Source organism: Mangrovimonas yunxiaonensis (genome assembly GCF_000733475.1).
Classification (GTDB): Bacteria; Bacteroidota; Bacteroidia; order Flavobacteriales; family Flavobacteriaceae; genus Mangrovimonas; species Mangrovimonas yunxiaonensis.
In genome coordinates, this window is record NZ_JPFK01000002.1 from 350,010 (window position 1) to 370,133 (window position 20,124).

The following is a 20,124-nucleotide window of genomic DNA, read 5'->3' on the forward strand; positions in this document are numbered from 1 at the left end:
TTGTTTAGGCTTTTTTTTGAATGATTTTTCTTAGTCTTCTGGCTGAACGGACCTGTTTGTTTTGGCTTGCTCGTTTTTAATTTCAGTTAACTCCTCTTGAGCCTGGTCAACCACATCTTCAAAATCCTTAAAGTTTTCTATAACACTTTCAAGAATATAGGTTGCCTGAAATGCATCGCCCAGTTGGTAATGGTTTTTAGCCATAATTACCAAACCTTTGGCACTGTAATACTTGTAACCAGAATAATTTTTGGCCAAATCCTGAACGGTACTGTTCGAAGCTTTAAAATCGTTTGATTGATGCTGAAAATAGGCTTTGTAGTACAAGGCTTCGGCTGCGGCTTCTCCCGTGGCTGTTTTTTCAACTTCTTGGTAGGCCTGTTTGGCCTTGGCTTGGTCTCCTGTTTTTATAGCAGAACGCGCAATTATTAAATGAGCATCGCTTTGTATTTTTTTATCGATACTGTTTTGCTGAAGCACCTTTTCGGCATACGAGACCGCATTTTTATAATGCTCTAATTGATAATTGGCCTTCATTAAATTAGACTGTGAAAAAACAACATTTTGCGGAAAGCTCGCCTGAACTTCTAAACGCTCCAATAATGGAATGGCAGCCTCCCAATGTTTTTTCTCCAACTGAATTTGCGACGCCCGCATTAAGGCTTCTTCTGTAAACTCGCTAGATGCAGCATCTACAACAAAAATATAGTGTGGTAAGGCATTGTCTTTTAAATCCTTTTTAAAATATAATTGCGCTAGGTAAAAGTGCGCCTGTAAGGCATGGAGCCCTTTAGGAAACTCGTTTAAATATCCGTTAAATTGACGGATTGCAGCATCTGCTTGACCGTCTACATACTTTTTCTCTGCAGCTTCGAAGGTCGCATTGTCCAGATCGGCATCTGTAACCTCTACGTAGTCCAAAGTTTTTACCCAAGCGGCATATTCATCTACACGGCCTAAATCGATGTAAATTAAACGCACCGTAGATACGGCTTGATTGGCTTCTGGTGTGCTGGAAAACTGCTCTGCCACTTGCTTAAATTTAGTTAAAGCCTGGGCGTTACCACCTGAGTTGTAGTGTACCAAACCTTGGCGTAACATGGCTTTTGGCACAAACGTGCTCGCTGGATATTCGTTATGCAGTTGGTTGTAGGTGCTTAAAGCTTCATCGTTCCTACTGGCCTTTACCAACGAGTTTCCAAGTTCGTACAAGGCATCGTCCCGCAGGGTCGATTTTGGAAAACGCCCAATAAAGGCTTCCAGTTCTGTTATTTTTTTATTTGAACGACCGGCGTAACCAATGCTCATGGCTCTTTGGAAAAAGGCATAATCTGCCCCAACCTTGTTAATTTTTATGGCTTCGGTATAAGCATCGATAGCAGTCTTATACTTACTAGAAACAAAGTTTACATCGCCTAACCTTAAGTAAGCATCGTTTAGTCTTACTTTATCTTCTTTACGAGCTGCTATATACTGGTTGAATAGGGTTATTGCCTGGGTGTAGTTTTTCTGTTTAAAATAGGTGTAGGCCAGGTTATAATCTATATTGGTCATTTCTGGTGTTGCTGCCGCTTCATCTATTTGTTTAAACTGTTTAAACCCTATTAACGCTTGCTGGTAGTCGGATAGATTATAATCGGTTTCTGCTTTCCAGAAAATAGCTTTTGCTGTATATACTGGTGTGATTTGTTCGTTTAGCGATTTCTCGAAAAATGCCTTAGCGTTTTGGTAATCGCCATCGTTATAAAGCTCTATCCCGCGATAAAACGCTACTTTCTGATAGGCTTTTTTGTTTTCAAAACTGTTTTTTCCTTCAAGTAACTCTAAGGCTTCTTTGTAATTTTTTGAGGTGATGTACGAATCGATTAGCAAGGTTTCTATTTCGGCCTTATAAGCCGTATTGGGGTATTGCTCTAAATACCCGTTTAAAACCTGCGGTACAGACTGGTAGGGGTTACCTATGTCGTAACTTATTTTGGCATAGTTTAGCCAGGCATCTTCTTGTATTTTTAAATCGTAATCCATTTGCGATGCATTACGAAAGGCATTTAAAGCCTCCTGTTTTTTGCCCAAATGCACATAGCTTTCGCCCAAATGGTAATACGCATTTTGCGATACAGCGTCGCTCCCTCCAATTATTTTACTAAACTCGGCCACTGCATTTTCGTAATCTTTTTGCTTGTAATAGGCATAGCCTAGTTGGTAATAATCGGTATTGGACCACTTGCCACGCTTTCCGTTGTAGGCTTTTAAATAAGGAAGCGCTTGGTCGTACTGCTCTAGATTGAAATAGCTTTCGCCTATAATTTTATTGAGTTCTGAAATTTCATTGCGATCGCTTTTTGGCAGCTGCTCTTTGGCCAGTTTTATGGCGTTTTCGAACTTGCCCAATTTAAAGTTTAAATCGGCTTGATAGTAAGAGAGTTTTTCCTGATACTTTTCCTGATCGCTCACTTGGTCGAAATAGGTATTGGCTTGCTCGTAATCGTCGCCTTCATAAGCCATATAGCCAATATAATACTTTGCTTGTGCCCCGTATTTTTTAGAGTTTTCTACACGGTTTAAATGTGTTTTAGCGCTTTTATAATCCTTGGTGGTAAAAGCTACATAACCGTTATTGAAATTAAACTTTTCCAGCTCGGTTCTGGCCAAAGAATTTTCGTCTACCTTATCGTACCACTTCTTGGCATAGGCGTATTTTCCGTTTACAAAATAATACTCGGCCACATCTACAAAAGCTGTGTTTCGTTTGGTGCTTGTAGGGTAATCTTCAACAAAATTCTCCATTAACGTATCGGCGTTTTGCTGATTTAGCCTTATGGCGCAATTGGCAATATAAAATGCACAGTCTGATTTTAAAGTAGGCGTTTCGGCTGAGCTTCCCACTTGCTTAAACAGCGTTTGTGCCGCCGCATATTGCTGGTTGTTATATAACGAAAGTGCTTTTTGATAGTCGACCAGTTCGTTGGTGTACGTTGCAGATTGTTGTGCAGGAGACACTAGGTAAGAACCGAGAATTAATAAGATAGTTAAAACCCTATTTAAAGCCATATACTGTGTGTTTTTTTCTATGAAATCCAAAGATAAATCAATATGTATTTTATAACGGTGTAATTAACTTATAATTATAAACAGAGTTATAAAATTGCATCTGTCAATAAAATTACCAAACCAACTTGGCTTAATTTTAAGAAAACAATACATTTACAAATTAGAAACCGGCTGGTCTCCTGATTTTCTTTTATGAATACAACTTGCGCAATTATTATTCCATGTTTTAATGAAGCCAATAGAATTGATTCGGAAAAATTCAAAACCTTTGAGAAACAAAACAGTAACATTGTATTTTATTTTATAAATGATGGCAGTACTGACGACACAAGGCCTGTTTTAGATGAACTCTGCAAATCATCAAGTCATTTTAACGTATTACATCTCGAAAAAAATGGGGGCAAGGCGGAAGCCATTCGCCAAGGCATTTTAAACCTGAAAACTGATTATGATTATATTGGTTATTTGGATGCTGATCTTTCAACTCCTTTAAAAGAAATTGATCGTTTACTGAAATTTGCCCAGGACAATCATAAGAAATTTGTGATGGGTTCGCGTATAAAAATTGTTGGAAATGCTATAGATAGACGTTTAAAAAGACATATTTCAGGACGAATTGTTGCGACTATTATTGATTCGTTTATATTAAGACTTGGCATTTATGACACGCAATGTGGCGCCAAAATAATTGATTCCCAATTAGCTAAAGAGCTATTTAAAGAACCTTTTCAAACCAAATGGCTGTTTGATGTTGAATTGATTTTACGCACCAAACTCAAATATGGCAAAACATATTGTTTAGAAAATATGGTTGAAGTTCCCTTGTTGCAATGGCAGGACATTGGACAATCTAAAATTACCTTTGGGGATATTTTAAAATTGCCTTCAGATTTCATTAAAATTTATACTCATTACAAATGAAATTTCTGAAAAAGACATACGACACACTTCTAACAAAACCGACTAGAAACCTCTTGATTTATGCCGTTTTGTTGAGGGTCTTGGTATTTACATTCTATCACGCCATCACCATATTTCCAGATACTCAAGACTATATTAACCTAGCATCTTTTATTGGTAATTTAAACCTTGAAAGCTACACAGGACAACGCACTCCTGGGTTTCCGACCTTAATTGCATTGGCTGGGCAAAACCTATATATAACCGTTTTTTTATACGTTATTCTTGGCGTAGTTTGTACTTATTTGCTTTATGATTTTTGTTGGATGAAATCCAAAAATAAGCACCTAGCGTTTATTACGGCATTTGTAACCACTTCTTTTTTGCATGTTGTATTTTATGAGTTTGCTATTTTAACAGAATCCCTTGCCTACACATTAATGGTTTTAGCTTTTTGGTTTATTGAAAAAAATAAGCTATTGGAAATTTCAGCTTCAGTCAAACATTTATTTATTTTGTCGCTTATTTTAAGTGCGCTGTATTTAACGAGGCCATTATTCATCTACTTTCCTATTGGGTATTTTCTTTACTTTATCGTAAAAAATTTTAAAGCAAGCCCTAAAGTCGTCATCATTAAAGCTTTTGTTGTTTTTATAATTCCATTTATCAGTTTTTATAGTTGGAACTCACTCAACAAACGCAATATTGGTTACTTTACAAGTAGTTATTATTTGGGAATCAATTTGGCACAAACCGCCACGAGTTTTTTTGAAAAAGCTCCTGACGAACATCAAGTGATTCGAGATATCTTTGTAAAACATCGCCATTATGTCGTTGAAAACGAACCTCACTATCAATACCCTATGACAGTTTGGTATGCCTATGATGAGCTTATTGAAACCACGCAACTTTCACCACCCGATTTATCCCATCAACTAGGCGAAATATCCATAGATCTCTTTAAAGCATATCCAGGTCTCTATTTAAAACAGGTTTTTATATCATGGAAAGACTTTTGGGGAGGCACTTCAACGCTGCTATGGAATGTGGACAAGTTTGAGAACCAATTAATTAGAAAAGCATTGGTTGGTTTATGGAACTACATCCAAAAACCTGCTCTTATACTAATCAACATAATATTTTTACTTTTTGCGTTAAAAAAAATCATTTTGACACTTAAACTGAAATTACGGACTTTAGATTCTGATTTATTTTTAGTCTTAATTATTTTATCAGGCTCTCTGGCTCAAGCATTGGTAGCCTATGGCACAAATTCCCGATTCTGCTTTCCCTATTTCGCATTAATTGTTTACTTTGTCATATCGAATTTATTTCCTTTTAAAAACTCTAAATCGTAATCATGCAGCAAGTACTTTATCTTAAAGACGCTTCTATTTTTCAAGGTGACAGCTTGGTATTATCTGACATCAATATTGAAATTAACAAAGGGGAGTTTGTTTATCTAATCGGTAAAACAGGAACCGGGAAAAGCAGTTTCATGAAAACGCTTTATGGCGACCTGCCCCTAACCAAAGGCGAAGGCGAGATTGTTGACTTCAATTTAAAAGCCCTTAAAGAAAAGGACATTCCGTTTTTAAGGCGCAAATTGGGCATTGTTTTTCAAGACTTTAAACTGCTTACCGATAGAACTATTAACGACAATTTAGCTTTTGTGCTAAAGGCAACTGGCTGGAAAGACAAAAACGACATTAAAGCCCGAATTGATGAAGTTCTTGACAAAGTGGGCATGAAAACCAAAGGGTTTAAATTTCCCCATGAACTTTCTGGCGGCGAACAACAACGTATTGCCATTGCGCGAGCCTTACTAAACAACCCCGAACTTATTTTGGCCGATGAGCCTACGGGAAATCTAGACCCGCAAACCAGCGTAGAAGTCATGGAGGTACTTCAAGATATTAACAAAAACGGCAATACCATTCTTATGGCAACCCACGATTATGCCTTGCTACTAAAATACCCTAGCAAGACCTTAAAGTGCGACGATAATCAAATTTACGAAGTGGTCCAGAGAAAACAGTAACCTCTGCTCTTCTTATTTTTTAATTAAAAATCCCAACGTGCTTTCAATTTTAATCCCCACATACAATTACAATGTTTACCCCTTAGCTAAGGAACTGGTAAAACAAGCATTGGCATGCAATATTGTTTTTGAACTCATTTGTATGGATGATGGCTCGGGATCTCACTTAAATAGTGACAACCAAAACATAAACACCCTTACCAGCTGCCAGTTTATTGAAAACACTAAAAATCTAGGCAGTTTAGGAACTAGAATCGCTTTAGCTAAAAAAGCGACATACAATTGGCTATTGTTTTTAGATGCCGATACGCTTCCTAAAAGCACAAGCTTTATAACTTACTATATAAATAGTTTAAACAAAAATTTTGATGTTATTTTTGGAGGAATAGATTATAAGATTTCGCATGAAAAAAAATTTGCTTTAAGAGAAACCTTTGGAAGAAAAAGAGAAACTGCAAGTGCTTTAAAGAGAAGTAAAATGATTTATAAATTTGTGTCATCTGCTAATTTTTTAATTAAAAAAGGTGTATTTCTCGACACTTTAGGAACTGTAAATAAAACGACCTATGGTCAAGATTACCTTTTTGGTGCTTTATTAAAATCTAGAAAAGCAACTATTAAACATATAGACAATGCTGTTTACCATTTAGGCCTCGATGAAAATACTGTTTTTTTAAAAAAATCTAAAATAGCCGTTAACACATTAGCTGAACTGTATAAAACTAATCAAATTAAAGAACACGATATTTCACTTATAAAAGCATACAAAAAACTTAATAAGTTAGGTTTAGTGAAAATTTTTAAAGTTATCACAGCAATTTTTAACAGAAACATAGAAAAAAACCTTACTAGCAGTTCTCCTAGTTTATTTTTATTTGATTTATATAGATTGAGACATTTTTGTAATGTTACTTCGTAAACTATGATGCCTTTTTTTTCCATAATTATACCACTTTACAATAAGGAGCATTATGTAAAAAACACTATTAAAAGTGTTTTAAGCCAATCGTTTAACGATTTTGAAATTATTGTTGTTAACGATGGCTCTACAGATAATAGTCTGGAAGTAATTAAAACATTTAAAGATCAAAGAATTAGTGTTTTCACTACTAAAAACCAAGGCGTCTCATCTGCTAGAAATTACGGTATAAAAAAAGCTCTAGCAAATTACATAGCATTTATAGACGCTGATGATCATTGGTATGGAAATCACTTAGAAAACATAGCAGCATTAATTAACGATTTTCCAAACTGCGGTCTATATGCAATGGCCTATGAAAAAAGATATGGCGATAAAGTTTACAAATCAAAATATAGTAATATTCCTCCAAACAAACCATGGAGAAAAATTTTAACCAACTATTTTTCCCATAATTTAAATAATGCTATTGCTTGGACTTCAGCTTGTGCAGTTCCTAAAAAAATACTGATAGAATTAAATGGATTTGATGAATCGATTACCTTAGGCGCTGGTGAAGATACGGATTTATGGATTCGCATAGCTTTAAAATATCCAATTGCTTTTAACAACCAAGTAACTGCAGCACACAATCTACATGCAGAAAATCGCATATCAAATTCAAACACAAGCCTAAGGCACTTTATAAATATTGATAAGTATGAACCTTTTATAGAAAATCATCAATCATTAAAAGCCTATTTAGATTTGAATAGACTTTCAATTGGCATGCAATATAGACTTAACAATCAAGAAGAAAAGGCTTTATCCTTTTTAAGAAAAATAGATATAAACTCATTAAATAGAAAACAACGCTTTTTATTAAACAGAAAAGGAAACACGTTGAAATTTTTAAAAAGAATTCAAAATTTATTAATGAAATTTGGCATTAAACTAACTCCTTTTCATTGAAACAAAATCATTATAGTTTCTTATATAATCATTTTCGTCAAAAACTTCAGAGGCCAAGACCAAGCATACAGAACCCGAAGAGAAATTCTCTAATTCTCGCCAAATCCCCGTGGGGATTAACAGCCCTTCGTTAGGTTTATTTAGGGTAATTTTCATCTTGTCTTTTCCGTCATCCAAAATCACATCAAAGCTACCGCTTAAAGCTATTAAAACTTGATATAATTTTTTATGTGCATGCCCACCACGGTAAGCTCCACTCGGTACATCATACAAATAATATACACGCTTTATTTGAAATGGAATTACATTTTTCTCTATAATCGCCAAGTTACCCCTTGGGTCTTGAACTTTAGGAATGTTTATTAGTCTAATATTTTTTATTTCTCCTTTCATTACAATGATTTTAATAATACTTGCCATTGCTTGATTATTTCATCGGCTCTATACTTTCGTATGCTTTTGACAGTATTTGCCTTACAGGTTTCATATAGTTGTTTATTAAAAATAAAACTATCCATTGCTTGAGATAATTTTTTAACATTATCATTTTCAACTAATAACCCATTATAACCATGTTTTATAATTTCACTAGGGCCAGACTTACAATCTACAGAAATTACTGGCACTGCAAGTGACAAAGATTCAAGAAGCACCATAGGAAAACCTTCATATCTACTTGTTAAAATCATAAACAAAGCTTGTTTCACATATGGAAAAGGGTTTCTTAAAGCTGTCTTAAAAATCACACTATCAGATATTTTTAATTCTTCAGAATAGCTTTTAAGAGTCTTAACGTCAGGCCCCTTTCCTAAAATTAAAAGCTTAACACCTTGCTGTATTAGTTTTGATTTTTTATAAGCTTGGAAAAGAAGCCTTAAGTTTTTTGAAGAATTATCAACCCTACCATAAAAAATCACATAAGTACTATTTAAGATTTTACTATCCTCTATTTGCTCTTTTCCTTGTTGTTGTATTCTTTCAAAATCTAAAGCATTGTGAATAGTCCTTACATGCTTTAATTGATATAATTTTTTGAAATGTTCAGATATTTCAGATGACACACCAACCATTAATTCATTTCTATAAAGTAAGTAATTTAAAACCTTGTATTTATTAAAAGTAATAGAACTTTCATAAGAATGAATTACATAAATTGTAGGTTTTTTATATATAAACTTAGAGACAATAAACTCTCTATATGCCTGAACCCTTGACCGATTATCTATTATAGCATAAAAATCATGTTTGTTTATAAATCTTCTAAAATGGTTTAATCGTGAAACCCTGTTAACGCCTTGTTCTTTTAATCTTCCTAAATCATAAATAGTCCCTGAATAATCATATTCAATAATTGAATGCACTATGACTATATATACCTGATATCCTAATGAGGATAACATCTTAGACTGAAGCGCTGTTGCGCGTTCTGCACCTCCTTTACCTAGTGAGGATGCTACCAAACAAATTTCCTTTCTATAAATCAACCTATCGATATAATTTTCAAATATAGTAAATGCAATCTTGGCTATTAAATTTAGATAAATTAACTTACTTTAAGTTTTTAAAACTATATTTTCAATATTTCTAAATTATATGAGAATTTTACTAGTGGGAGAATACAGCAGATTACATAACTCCCTCAAAGAAGGACTAATTTCATTAGGACATGAAGTTGTTATAATAGGGTCTGGAGATGCCTTTAAAAATTACCCTGTAGACATTCACTTAAAAGAACAATATAACAATGGATTAAGCTGGTACATTAAACGATTTATTTATAAACTATTAAAAATAGACATAACCTCTATTTCATTAAAAAATCAATTTAATAACATTAAACATAAATTAATTAATTTTGATTATGTTCAATTAATTAATGAAAATTCATTAAATACCATTCCTAATATTGAACAAGAACTACTTACTCATATTTTCGAAAACAATAAAACTGTTTATTTGCTTTCTTGTGGCGCTGACTATTTGAGCATAAAACACACTCTTAATAAAAAGTTTAGATACTCAATTTTAACGCCCTTTTTTAATAAAGATATTAATAAAAAAGATATCTGGCACTCTTTAAAGTTTGCTACTAAACCTTACAAAAAACTTCACAACTTTATAGTATCTAATTGCAATGGCATTATTGCATCGGATATAGATTACCATATACCACTACTTAAACACTCTAAATATTTAGGGTTAATTCCTAATCCTATAAATATTGAGAAAATTAAATTCTCACCCATAAAAGTAAACAACAAAATCAATATTTTTTTAGGAATAAACACGCTAACTCAAATAAAAAAAGGGATTCCTTTTTTTGAAGAAGCGTTAAATATTATTCAAAAAAAGCACCCAGAAAAGGTTGATATAAAAATCACAAAAAACCTTCCTTATAACGAGTATATAAATATCTATAACAAAGCACATATTGTGTTAGATCAGGTTTATGCTTACGATCAAGGCTATAATGCTTTGGAAGCTATGGCAAAAGGTAAAGTGGTTTTTACTGGCGCAGAAAAAGAGTGGCTTGACCATTATGATTTAAAAGAAGATACCGTTGCTATAAATGCGCTTCCTGATGTTAATCAAATTGTTAAAAAACTAGAATGGCTAATACAAAACCCTAAAAAAATCGAGAACATATCTATAAACGCTAGAGCCTTTATTGAAAAGGAACATCATTATATCTCAATAGCTCAATGGTATTTAGATACTTGGAAAAAAAACGACTAAGAATCTTCTGACTCTTTTTCATTACTATCTTTTAACGTTTCATCTGGAATAACACCAAACAGTGAAGAGCTGAATATTAATAAAATAATACCGTAATACATTGCATAGGAAACAAAATGTGCTATTGTTGCTCCTTTTACACCATACATATCTATAAAGTAAATACTTGTTGCGTACAAAATAGCTACAGAAAAGGCCTCTGTAATAATGTAATGCCAAAACATTTTTTTAGCTAAAAACTGATACGCAATTACAATGGAAAGCACCTTTACAAAATCGCCTAAAAGTTGCCATAAGAACAACTCCTCTGTGGGTTGGAAATCTTTTGAGAAAACAATCGAAACAATAAAATGCCTTAACAAATAAATCGCCAATAAGCCTGTAAAGAATATAGGAATAATCGATTTGTAAAAACCAAAAACCTCGTTTCTAAACTCCTTCACACTATCAATCTCAGAAAACCTGGGCAAAATGTAAAGCGTTAATAGCGAACTAACAAACATTAAATAGTATTTGGAGATTCGGTTCATGGCTTCCCAAAAGCCCGCTTCTTCATAACCAATGGTATCAATAATATACGTTCTTATGGCAATCGTTACCAAGGGCAAGACTATAGCCGAAAAAAGCGCCATTAAAGAGTAAGCTCCTAGCTTTTTTATGTACTCTAAGGTTACGTTTCTCACCCGAATTAAAGGCATTAGGCTACGCCTGTTAACCACTCCTACTAGCGTAATCAGAAAAATTAAAGACTCTGCTATGGCTACGGCAATAAGTGCACCGTCTATTCTATTTTGATAAATTAACAACAGGGTTATAGACAAGGCTAAAATTTGCCCTATGATGTTAATGATGATGAGTATTTTAAATTTTGAAAAACCGTTTAGTATCGAAAAGAAAAACATGTTCAACACGTAAAACGGCAAGGCGATGGCTACAATTTTTATAACATAAGCGTAATTGTTATAAATTGGAAAAATAAGCCCATTAATGTATTCGGCATTAAAGTAGCAAAGAAAGCTAACTACAACCGTCGAGACAAACCCCAGATAAAACACCGTAGACAGTGTTTTGCTTAACTCTTCCGTATTTTCCTTAAACTCTGCAATGTACTTTACAACCCCATTATAAAACCCCAATGTGGCAAAAGACTGCGCCGAGCTTAAAAAATTTCTTAAATTCCCTATTAGCGCCAACCCTTCTGCCCCTACAAATAAAGCAATGGCTTTTGAGGTTAAAAAACCAGCTACTATTTTGGTAATAACAGACGCCGAATTTAACGACGCCACCTTAAACAGCACATTATTGTTTATGTATTTTAACAGCCGTTTCACTTAATAGGTGTTTATGGTGTTTATAATAAAGTCTACATCCTGATGGCTTAAAACCGGACTTATAGGCAAGCTTACAATACGTTGGTGAATGGCCTCGGTAATTGGGAACTTTTTAGTATTAAAGGTTTTTAGTGCCTCTTGCTGGTGTGGCGGCACAGGGTAATGTATTAAAGTTTCTATGCCTTTGGCCTGTAAGTAAGTCATAAAATGCGCTCTGTCTGTTACCAAAACCACAAACACATGAAATACATGACTTTTCACCGCCTTACATGTCGGCAAAAGCACCTTTTTATTGTTTATTTCTGCCAAATACTTAAGGGCTATATGCTGGCGGCGATCGTTATCTGCATCTAAATGCTTTAATTTCACATTTAAAAAGGCCGCCTGTAGTTCATCTAATCGGTTGTTGTACCCCAGGTGCTGGTTGATGTATTTTTTTTCAGAGCCGTAGTTTCTCAGTAAAAAAATGGTTTTCGCCAAGGCGCTATCATTTGTGGTTACGGCTCCGGCATCGCCAAGGGCTCCTAGGTTTTTTCCGGGATAAAAACTAAATGCCGCAGCGTGCGATAAGTTTCCTGCCCGTTTTCCGTTATTATGGATTGCCCCGTGAGCTTGTGCAGCATCTTCTACCACCAAAAGGTCTTGCGCTTTTGCTAAGGCTTGAATCGCATCCATATCGGCCAATTGCCCATACAAATGAACAGCCAATATGGCTTTTGTTTTTACCGAAATAGCCTTTTTAATTTCTTTAGGAGAAATGTTAAACGTCTCCTGGTCGGGCTCTACCAAAACAGGCGTTAATCCGGCATTAATTATAGCCAAAATAGAAGCGATGTAAGTGTTTGCAGGCACAATAACCTCATCGCCGTCGTTAAGTTTTCCTAGTATTTTATAGGCCTTAAAAATTAAGGTTAAGGCATCTAGACCATTGCTTACACCAATACAGTGTGCTGTCCCGCAATAAGCAGCATAATCATGCTCAAACGTTTCTACCTCTCGGCCTAGAACATATCTGCCTGAAGCTAAAAAAGCCTTGAATTTTTCTTGAAACTCATTTTCAAAACGCTGGTTAACCTTATGTAAATCCAAAAACTTAATCATAAAAAAACCGTGTTTAAATCGTGGTCTGCCGTAACATCTATTTCATAAGTAGTCTGGGGCATTATTTTAGCCCCAAAGCTTTCTTTCCAGTAGGCCAATCCGGCATTAATCTTTAGGCTCTTGTCTGTTGATGAGCTTCCAAAACTTATGTATTTATAATGGGCATATTTCTGTATTATAACATCGAACAAAAAATCTAGCGCCCCAGTTTGGTCTTTTAAATCGCTGCCCGAACTGTATTGAAAATGCACCACGTTTTTTGTTACAAACAAAAGGGCTCCAGCAACAATTTCGCCTTCATATTTGGCAAAATACGCTTTTATATGATTGGGAAATGTATTTTTTAAATAGGTAATTTCCTGAATGGTATGCACCGGATTTACATGGTACTTCGTCTTTAGATTCTTGGTTAAAACATGCTCCCAAAAAAAATCGAGACCTTCCTCAACCACACAAACACCCTTCTGTTTTGCCAGTTGTATGGCCCTATTTCTGTTTCTATTAGGCTTGTATGTTTTTAGGTTATCGATAACATAATAACTATCAACAGCCACTGTTTTGCCTTTTAAAAAATGGGTTAGGTAATTAAACACTTCAAACACACCATCGTTGTAAATAAAAGGCAAATTCTTAATTTTAAGGGTCTTAAATTCTTGGTTTTTTAGGAATAAAAGTACAGCCTTTAAGATGTTGCAGTACTCCTCAAACCTTATATGCGCTTTAACAACCAACCCGCCATAGCTTAGCCCTTGGTGCGATATTAAACCGGTGCCCTGTTTGTTTGCCGGTAAAACCGCTAATAGTTTTGTTTTCTTAAAAACCAATAGGGAAAAGTCTTCAAACCGATCCTTATGGTACTCCATAAATTCTCTTTGAAACAAAAACGTGCTGTTTACTGCTTTGCTTACAAAAGCATTCCAAAGGTTTTGTTGGGAGGATTGATATTTTTTAACCGTATAGTTATTCAACAAGGCGTGTCCTTACAAATTTAGATTAAGCATCTAAATCTAATGTATTTATCTTTAAAAAGAAAAAAGCCAAGTTTAAAACATTGGCTTTTTTTTATTTGTTATACCTATTTGGCTCGTTTTCTATCGACTTCCTTTAAAAGAATTTTCCTAATGCGCAGGTGGTTAGGAGTTACTTCTACGTACTCGTCTTTTTGAATGTACTCTAAAGCTTCTTCTAACGAAAACTTAATAGCTGGTACAATTTTAGCCTTATCGTCGGCACCGGCACTACGTACGTTGCTTAACTTTTTTGTTTTGGTAACATTAACCGTCATATCGTCTTGACGAGAGTTTTCACCAATAACTTGTCCTTCGTAAATATCTTCTCCCGGATCGATAAAGAACTTGCCGCGTTCTTGAAGCTTATCGATAGAATATGGGATGGCGGTTCCGTTTTCCATAGAAACTAACGATCCGTTTAAACGCTCAGGGATGCCGCCTTTTAAAGGTTGAAATTCTTTAAATCGGTGGGCCATAATAGCTTCACCGGCTGTTGCTGTAAGCAATTGGTTTCTTAAACCAATAATACCGCGAGATGGTACTACAAACTCGCACACCATTCTATCGCCTTTTGCTTCCATGCTTAACAATTCACCTTTACGCATGGTTACCATTTCTACAGCTTTACCTGAAACTTCCTCTGGTAAATCTATCGTCATTTCTTCTACAGGCTCGCATTTTACACCATCAATCTCTTTAATAATTACTTGCGGCTGACCAATTTGAAGCTCATAACCTTCACGACGCATGGTTTCTATTAAAACAGATAAGTGAAGTACCCCACGACCATAAACCATAAATTTATCGGCGCTATCGGTTTCTTCAACGCGTAAGGCTAAGTTTTTTTCTAGCTCTTTTGTTAAACGCTCCTTTATGTGTCTTGAGGTAACGTATTTTCCATCTTTTCCGAAAAACGGCGAATCGTTAATGGTAAACAACATGCTCATGGTTGGTTCATCGATAGCAATGGTTTTTAAAGCTTCCGGATTTTCCCAATCGGCAATCGTATCGCCTATTTCAAACCCTTCAAGACCAACAACAGCACAAATATCTCCTGCAAATACTTCTTCTACTTTCTTGCGCCCTAATCCTTCAAACACATGAAGTTCTTTTATTCTAGATTTTACAATACTTCCGTCGCGCTTTACCAAAGATATGTTTTGATTTACTTTAAGCTCGCCTCTTGTTAAACGTCCAATAGCAATTCGTCCTGTAAACGACGAAAAGTCTAAGGATGTAATTAGCATTTGCGTGTTTCCTTCTGGAATTTTAGGTGAAGGAATGTGCTCGATAACCATATCTAATAACGGCTCGATGTTTTCGGTTGGTGCTTGCCAATCCTCGCTCATCCAATTGTTCTTTGCAGAACCATAAACCGTAGGGAAATCTAATTGCCATTCTTCTGCACCTAATTCAAACATCAAGTCGAATACTTTTTCATGAACCTCATCTGGCGTACAGTTTTCCTTATCTACTTTATTAACAACCACGCAAGGCTTTAGACCTAAATCGATAGCTTTTTGAAGCACGAATCTAGTTTGTGGCATTGGGCCTTCAAAAGCATCTACTAAAAGTAATACCCCATCGGCCATGTTTAATACACGCTCTACTTCTCCACCAAAATCGGCGTGACCAGGTGTGTCGATGATATTAATTTTTGTGTCTTTATAGGTTACCGAAACGTTTTTAGATGTAATGGTAATTCCTCTTTCACGTTCCAAATCATTGTTATCCAAAATTAAATCGCCCGTATTTTCGCTTTCACGAAAAAGTTGGCAGTGGTACATGATTTTATCAACCAAAGTTGTTTTACCGTGGTCAACGTGTGCTATAATTGCAATGTTTTTTATTTGAGCCATAATTAAAAGCCTTGTTTTTAGGCGCGCAAAGGTAAATTTTATTTTAACAAGTTGACTAATAATCACTAATAATTAGTTAATTAAATGTTATTATTACCATGAACCCATAATTTTTGGGGTGTCTTTTAGTTATAACATAAACTTGCCAACCTATTTTAAAGTGTAACGTTCAATATTAAAAACGAAGCCATTATGACTGTTTTAAACAAGTACAACAAATACATCCCTTACCTATACTATGTGGCCGTTATTGCCTATTGGTTTACTCATGTTAACCGCGCTAACGGCATTATAGCCTACCCTATTTTGCTGTTTGGGCTGCCTTTTTTATGGCAAATTGTTAGACCCAACAGAAAACTTAACGCCATTTTGGGCATTACGTTTGTATGCTTATCGTCGTATTTAATTTTAGCCTACCTGTTCAACATCCTTAATATAATTCCGGTTACAAACCTACCCAACCAGTATGTGATTTATATAGGATTGTTTGTTATTATTAATTTTATTATGGCGGTTTGGATCATTCGAAATACCATTAAAAAAAGCTTTTAATTGATTATCTTTGCAGCTTAATATTTTAGCCCATGGTACTTTCTGAAATTCCTAAGATAAAACACGCCAATTCCAATAACTTTTTCTTGCTCTGTGGTCCCTGCGCCATAGAAGGTGAGGACATGGCTTTGCGTATTGCTGAAAAGGTGATAGCTATTACCGACACCTTAAAAATACCTTATGTTTTTAAAGGCAGCTTTAAAAAAGCCAACCGCAGCAGAATTGATAGCTTTACTGGTATTGGGGACGAAAAAGCCCTTAAAATATTAAGAAAAGTGTCGGAAACTTTTGAAGTACCCACCGTTACAGACATTCACGAAGCTTCTGATGCCGCCATGGCCGCTGAATATGTAGATGTTTTACAAATTCCAGCTTTTTTGGTACGCCAAACCGATTTGGTAGTCGCCGCGGCCAATACAGGAAAGGTTGTTAACCTTAAAAAAGGCCAATTTATGAGCCCCGAAGCCATGAAACACGCCGTACAAAAAGTTAAGGATTCTGGCAGTAACAAGGCCTGGATAACCGATCGTGGTACCATGTTTGGCTACCAGGACATGATTGTTGATTTTCGCGGTATTCCAACCATGAAACAATATGCCCCCGTTGTACTAGATGTTACCCACTCGCTACAACAACCCAACCAAAGTGTTGGCGTAACAGGCGGCAGACCCGATATGATTGAAACTATTGCTCGCGCTGGCGTTGTAAATAATGTAGACGGTTTATTTATAGAAACCCATTTCGATCCTGCCAATGCTAAAAGCGATGGGGCTAACATGTTGCACCTAGACAATCTTGAAAGCCTCTTAACCAACCTAACCCTTATACGAAAGACCGTTAACAAGCTTTAAGTTAACACTCCTAGTTTTTTAAAAAAAAACAAAAAATTTATGCGCCTAGATTGCTGGCATTTAAAAAATATTTATTTACTTTGTATTTCAAAGTACTTTATATGAACTCTAAAGATTATTTAAAAGACATTAGTGAGATTAAGGATTTAATGAACAAATCGTCCCGTTTTATTTCCTTAAGTGGCCTGTCGGGTATTTTGGCAGGTATTTACGCCATTATTGGTGCTGCTGTAGCTTATGTTTTAGTTAACAACTACAGCCAGGGCACCCTGTTTTTAGATGGACTGGTTTTTAGGTGGGTGCTGTTAGACCTCGCTCTAATTGCATTTTTCAGTATTGCTACAGCCATAGTATTAACCACCCAAAAGGCTAAAAAAAATGGCGCTAAAATCTGGGACATCTCATCAAAACGTCTAGTTGTTAATTTCTTGATCCCTTTAATTACTGGCGGGTTGTATATTTTAATCATTTTAGGTCAACAAAAGTACGGGCAAGCAGGAGCCTTAATGCTTATTTTTTATGGGTTGTCTTTGGTTAGCGCCTCAAAATACAGCATTGGGCATATTCGGTTTTTGGGATATATAGAAATTATTCTGGGGCTTATTTGTGCCGTTTTTCCCGGCTACGGATTTTGGCTCTGGGTATTGGGCTTTGGTGTTATGCACATTATATATGGCTCTTGGATGCACTTTAAATACGATAAAAAACAAATCAATTAAATTTTTATAACATGGTAATACATAAAAAAAGAGTAGTCACCATACTACTTGTAATCACAGTACTATTGCTCATCCCATTAATCGCCATGATTTTCACCAACAGCGTTAACTGGAGCATGTTCGACTTTGCTATTGCTGGCATTATGTTGCTAGCCGCTGGTTTTACTTTTGAAGTAATTATAGAACACGTTAATAAAAAACGTATAAGAAATATCCTTATTGTCTTACTTATTGTTTGCTTCTTATTAATTTGGGCCGAACTTGCTGTAGGTGTTTTTGGATCGCCTTTTGCAGGAAGCTAATCAAACCATAAATGAGCCTTATAAACAATATAAATAAAGCCTTTGATCACCGGGTAAGACTGGGTATCATGTCTGTGCTTATGGTAAACGAACATGCCGACTTTAACACCCTAAAAGAGCTGTTAAACGTTACCGATGGTAATTTGGCAAGCCATACCAAAGCCTTAGAAAAAGCCGAATATATCCTAATTGAAAAACAGTTTATAGGGAAAAAACCCAACACCCGATACGTAGCCACCAAGCTTGGAAGAATGGCTTTTCAAAAGCATATCGAAGCTCTGGAACACCTTATAAAACACAGCACATAATTTTTTTAACCAAACACTTTGTTTTTCAAAGTACTTTTAAAAAATCATCTTTAATGGAAAACCAAAAAAAATCTCAAAACAATAAATTCTGGCATTGGCTAAAAACCTCTATTACCGCAAGGTTACTCATGGTTGGCTTTCTAGTTATTATGCTATTAATCCCGCTATCTTACATAAACACGCTTATTACCGAACGCGCCACGCGACAACAAGATGTGGTCAACGAAATTAACGACAAATGGGGGCAGCAGGTACTGGTTTATGGTCCAATTTTAAAAATCCCTTATAAAACCTATACCGAAACCAAAACCTTCAACGAAAAAACCGGAACCTACCTTAAACAAACCCAAACCAATATTAAATATGCTTACTGTTTTCCAGATACGCTAAACGCAACCAGTAACGTTAGCTCAAAAACCCTAAACCGCGGTAATTTCAAATCGGCCGTATACAGCTCTCAAATGGCTTTTAACGGGCAATTTAACCCCATCCAACTGGAACAGAAGGATATAAAAGACGAAGATGTGATATGGGACAAGGCTACAGTTATTATAAAAACATCAAATTTAAAGGGCATTAAAAATGAGGTGCGTTTAAGTATGAATACCAACCTCTATGATTTTAACACCAATTTTAATGACGCCTCCAACACCTACAATGATTATCTAGACGAGCTGGAATCGGGGTATATAAGCACCAACGACCTCCCAAAACAGCATAGCTCATCCTTTAGTTTTAACCTAAACTTTAACGGTAGTAAAGACATTCAAATTATTCCTATTGGTAAAACAACCTCTATGACTATGGTTTCCAATTGGCCCGACCCCAGCTTTGTTGGCAACTTTCTTCCAAATAGCGACACCAAAGAAATCACTAAAAACGGCTTTAAAGCCCAATGGCAGGTACTGCATATAAACCGAGCGTTTTCGCAACAACACCTCAACAACATTCCTAATTTAAATCGGTTTGCGTTTGGCACAAAATTTATGGTTATGGTGGACGAATACCAAAAAAGCGAGCGCTCTGCCAAATACGGTTTTCTTGTTATTGGGCTCACCTTTTTAATCTTTTTCTTAATACAAACCCTTAGTAAAATAACCATCCATCCGTTTCAGTATATAATGATTGGTTTGGCCTTAGTTATGTTTTACACGCTTTTGGTTTCCATATCAGAACACAGCACCTTCTTAAAAGCCTATCTTATTGCCGGCATTTCGGTTATTGCATTAATTTCGTGGTACGCCAAATCCATTTTAAAAACACTAAAATTCTCCATTTTTATAGCAGTATCGCTAATGGCACTATACACCTTTATTTATGTTATTATACAGTTGGAGAATTATGCTTTATTGGTTGGAAGCATTGGGTTATTTGCCATACTGGCATGTGTGATGTTCGTGTCTAGAAAAATTGATTGGAACAACGAATAGGACTTTAAGGGCGTTTCCCAACCCTTTGGGTTGGGGCGTGCTTTATTTTGTACACAAAAGGAT

Annotated in this window: 19 protein-coding genes; 12 read left to right on the plus strand and 7 right to left on the minus strand. The window is 35.5% G+C overall.

Annotated features, from left to right (window positions below; translation table 11 throughout):
* Positions 1–30: 30 nt before the first annotated feature.
* Entirely contained in the window at positions 31–3,051 is a 3,021-nt protein-coding gene (locus IA57_RS01670) for a tetratricopeptide repeat protein (RefSeq protein ID WP_036118398.1), read from the minus strand.
* Between the two features lie 192 nt (positions 3,052–3,243).
* Here IA57_RS01670 and IA57_RS01675 point away from each other — a divergent pair, with 192 nt between their 5' ends.
* From IA57_RS01675 to IA57_RS01695, 5 genes are read left to right on the plus strand one after another with little or no spacing between them, the layout of a single operon-like run.
* Entirely contained in the window at positions 3,244–3,972 is a 729-nt protein-coding gene (locus IA57_RS01675; protein ID WP_036118400.1) for a glycosyltransferase, read from the plus strand.
* Positions 3,969–5,309 (plus strand): hypothetical protein, encoded by a 1,341-nt coding sequence (locus tag IA57_RS01680; RefSeq protein ID WP_036118403.1) that lies wholly within the window; start codon positions 3,969–3,971, stop codon positions 5,307–5,309. The genes IA57_RS01675 and IA57_RS01680 overlap by 4 nt, the downstream gene beginning before the upstream one ends.
* Before the next feature lie 2 nt (positions 5,310–5,311).
* Positions 5,312–5,992: a cell division ATP-binding protein FtsE gene (locus tag IA57_RS01685; protein WP_036118406.1), complete on the plus strand. Its 681-nt coding sequence runs from the start codon at positions 5,312–5,314 to the stop codon at positions 5,990–5,992.
* A gap of 37 nt (positions 5,993–6,029) precedes the next feature.
* Entirely contained in the window at positions 6,030–6,911 is an 882-nt protein-coding gene (locus IA57_RS01690; protein ID WP_036118409.1) for a glycosyltransferase family 2 protein, read from the plus strand.
* Positions 6,912–6,914: 3 nt separating this feature from the next.
* On the plus strand, positions 6,915–7,862 hold the full coding sequence (locus IA57_RS01695) for a glycosyltransferase family 2 protein (protein ID WP_051880940.1): 948 nt from the start codon (positions 6,915–6,917) through the stop codon (positions 7,860–7,862).
* Here the strand turns inward: IA57_RS01695 and IA57_RS01700 are convergent.
* Both IA57_RS01700 and IA57_RS01705 read right to left on the minus strand, forming a co-directional pair.
* A complete protein-coding gene (locus IA57_RS01700) occupies positions 7,845–8,255 on the minus strand; it encodes a sugar 3,4-ketoisomerase (RefSeq protein WP_036118721.1) in 411 nt (136 codons plus the stop codon). The genes IA57_RS01695 and IA57_RS01700 overlap by 18 nt on opposite strands.
* A complete protein-coding gene (locus IA57_RS01705; RefSeq protein WP_131505663.1) occupies positions 8,255–9,322 on the minus strand; it encodes a glycosyltransferase in 1,068 nt (355 codons plus the stop codon). The genes IA57_RS01700 and IA57_RS01705 overlap by 1 nt, the downstream gene beginning before the upstream one ends.
* A gap of 133 nt (positions 9,323–9,455) precedes the next feature.
* Between IA57_RS01705 and IA57_RS01710 the strand changes: the two genes are divergently transcribed.
* A complete protein-coding gene (locus IA57_RS01710; protein ID WP_036118415.1) occupies positions 9,456–10,598 on the plus strand; it encodes a glycosyltransferase in 1,143 nt (380 codons plus the stop codon).
* On the opposite strand, the gene IA57_RS01715 is transcribed toward IA57_RS01710, so the two are convergent.
* From IA57_RS01715 to typA, 4 genes are all read right to left on the minus strand, one after another.
* Positions 10,595–11,929, minus strand: coding sequence for an O-antigen translocase (locus tag IA57_RS01715; RefSeq protein ID WP_036118418.1), 1,335 nt, complete (start codon positions 11,927–11,929; stop codon positions 10,595–10,597). The two genes, IA57_RS01710 and IA57_RS01715, sit on opposite strands and share 4 nt — an antisense overlap.
* Entirely contained in the window at positions 11,930–13,030 is a 1,101-nt protein-coding gene (locus IA57_RS01720) for a DegT/DnrJ/EryC1/StrS family aminotransferase (RefSeq protein WP_036118420.1), read from the minus strand.
* Entirely contained in the window at positions 13,027–13,893 is an 867-nt protein-coding gene (locus IA57_RS01725) for a GNAT family N-acetyltransferase (protein ID WP_144242139.1), read from the minus strand. Before IA57_RS01725 ends, IA57_RS01720 begins: the two co-directional genes overlap by 4 nt.
* A 212-nt stretch (positions 13,894–14,105) precedes the next feature.
* Positions 14,106–15,899 carry a translational GTPase TypA gene (gene typA, locus IA57_RS01730; protein WP_036118724.1) on the minus strand — a complete coding sequence of 598 codons (1,794 nt, stop codon included), beginning with the start codon at positions 15,897–15,899 and terminating at the stop codon, positions 14,106–14,108.
* A gap of 192 nt (positions 15,900–16,091) precedes the next feature.
* Between typA and IA57_RS01735 the strand changes: the two genes are divergently transcribed.
* From IA57_RS01735 to creD, 6 genes are all read left to right on the plus strand, one after another.
* Positions 16,092–16,451: a hypothetical protein gene (locus tag IA57_RS01735; protein ID WP_036118427.1), complete on the plus strand. Its 360-nt coding sequence runs from the start codon at positions 16,092–16,094 to the stop codon at positions 16,449–16,451.
* 32 nt (positions 16,452–16,483) lie between these two features.
* The gene (kdsA, locus tag IA57_RS01740; RefSeq protein WP_036118430.1) at positions 16,484–17,302 is read left to right on the plus strand and encodes a 3-deoxy-8-phosphooctulonate synthase; all 819 of its coding nucleotides are present in this window, start codon (positions 16,484–16,486) and stop codon (positions 17,300–17,302) included.
* Positions 17,303–17,403: 101 nt separating this feature from the next.
* Positions 17,404–18,021 (plus strand): hypothetical protein, encoded by a 618-nt coding sequence (locus IA57_RS01745; RefSeq protein ID WP_036118433.1) that lies wholly within the window; start codon positions 17,404–17,406, stop codon positions 18,019–18,021.
* An 11-nt stretch (positions 18,022–18,032) separates the two neighbouring features.
* Entirely contained in the window at positions 18,033–18,323 is a 291-nt protein-coding gene (locus tag IA57_RS01750) for a hypothetical protein (RefSeq protein ID WP_036118437.1), read from the plus strand.
* Positions 18,324–18,334: 11 nt separating this feature from the next.
* The gene (locus IA57_RS01755; protein ID WP_036118440.1) at positions 18,335–18,631 is read left to right on the plus strand and encodes a winged helix-turn-helix domain-containing protein; all 297 of its coding nucleotides are present in this window, start codon (positions 18,335–18,337) and stop codon (positions 18,629–18,631) included.
* A gap of 53 nt (positions 18,632–18,684) precedes the next feature.
* Positions 18,685–20,061 (plus strand): cell envelope integrity protein CreD, encoded by a 1,377-nt coding sequence (creD, locus tag IA57_RS01760; RefSeq protein WP_036118445.1) that lies wholly within the window; start codon positions 18,685–18,687, stop codon positions 20,059–20,061.
* The last annotated feature ends 63 nt before the right edge of the window (positions 20,062–20,124 follow it).

Coding starts and splice junctions, on each gene's coding strand:
- IA57_RS01670 (WP_036118398.1), bottom strand. CDS start 3,051: ATGGCTTTAAATAGGGTTTTAACTATCTTATTAATTCTCGGTTCTTAC.
- IA57_RS01675 (WP_036118400.1), top strand. CDS start 3,244: ATGAATACAACTTGCGCAATTATTATTCCATGTTTTAATGAAGCCAAT.
- IA57_RS01680 (WP_036118403.1), top strand. CDS start 3,969: ATGAAATTTCTGAAAAAGACATACGACACACTTCTAACAAAACCGACT.
- IA57_RS01685 (WP_036118406.1), top strand. CDS start 5,312: ATGCAGCAAGTACTTTATCTTAAAGACGCTTCTATTTTTCAAGGTGAC.
- IA57_RS01695 (WP_051880940.1), top strand. CDS start 6,915: ATGATGCCTTTTTTTTCCATAATTATACCACTTTACAATAAGGAGCAT.
- IA57_RS01700 (WP_036118721.1), bottom strand. CDS start 8,255: ATGAAAGGAGAAATAAAAAATATTAGACTAATAAACATTCCTAAAGTT.
- IA57_RS01710 (WP_036118415.1), top strand. CDS start 9,456: ATGAGAATTTTACTAGTGGGAGAATACAGCAGATTACATAACTCCCTC.
- IA57_RS01720 (WP_036118420.1), bottom strand. CDS start 13,030: ATGATTAAGTTTTTGGATTTACATAAGGTTAACCAGCGTTTTGAAAAT.
- IA57_RS01725 (WP_144242139.1), bottom strand. CDS start 13,893: ATGGAGTACCATAAGGATCGGTTTGAAGACTTTTCCCTATTGGTTTTT.
- typA (WP_036118724.1), bottom strand. CDS start 15,899: ATGGCTCAAATAAAAAACATTGCAATTATAGCACACGTTGACCACGGT.
- IA57_RS01735 (WP_036118427.1), top strand. CDS start 16,092: ATGACTGTTTTAAACAAGTACAACAAATACATCCCTTACCTATACTAT.
- kdsA (WP_036118430.1), top strand. CDS start 16,484: ATGGTACTTTCTGAAATTCCTAAGATAAAACACGCCAATTCCAATAAC.
- IA57_RS01745 (WP_036118433.1), top strand. CDS start 17,404: ATGAACTCTAAAGATTATTTAAAAGACATTAGTGAGATTAAGGATTTA.
- IA57_RS01750 (WP_036118437.1), top strand. CDS start 18,033: ATGGTAATACATAAAAAAAGAGTAGTCACCATACTACTTGTAATCACA.
- IA57_RS01755 (WP_036118440.1), top strand. CDS start 18,335: ATGAGCCTTATAAACAATATAAATAAAGCCTTTGATCACCGGGTAAGA.
- creD (WP_036118445.1), top strand. CDS start 18,685: ATGGAAAACCAAAAAAAATCTCAAAACAATAAATTCTGGCATTGGCTA.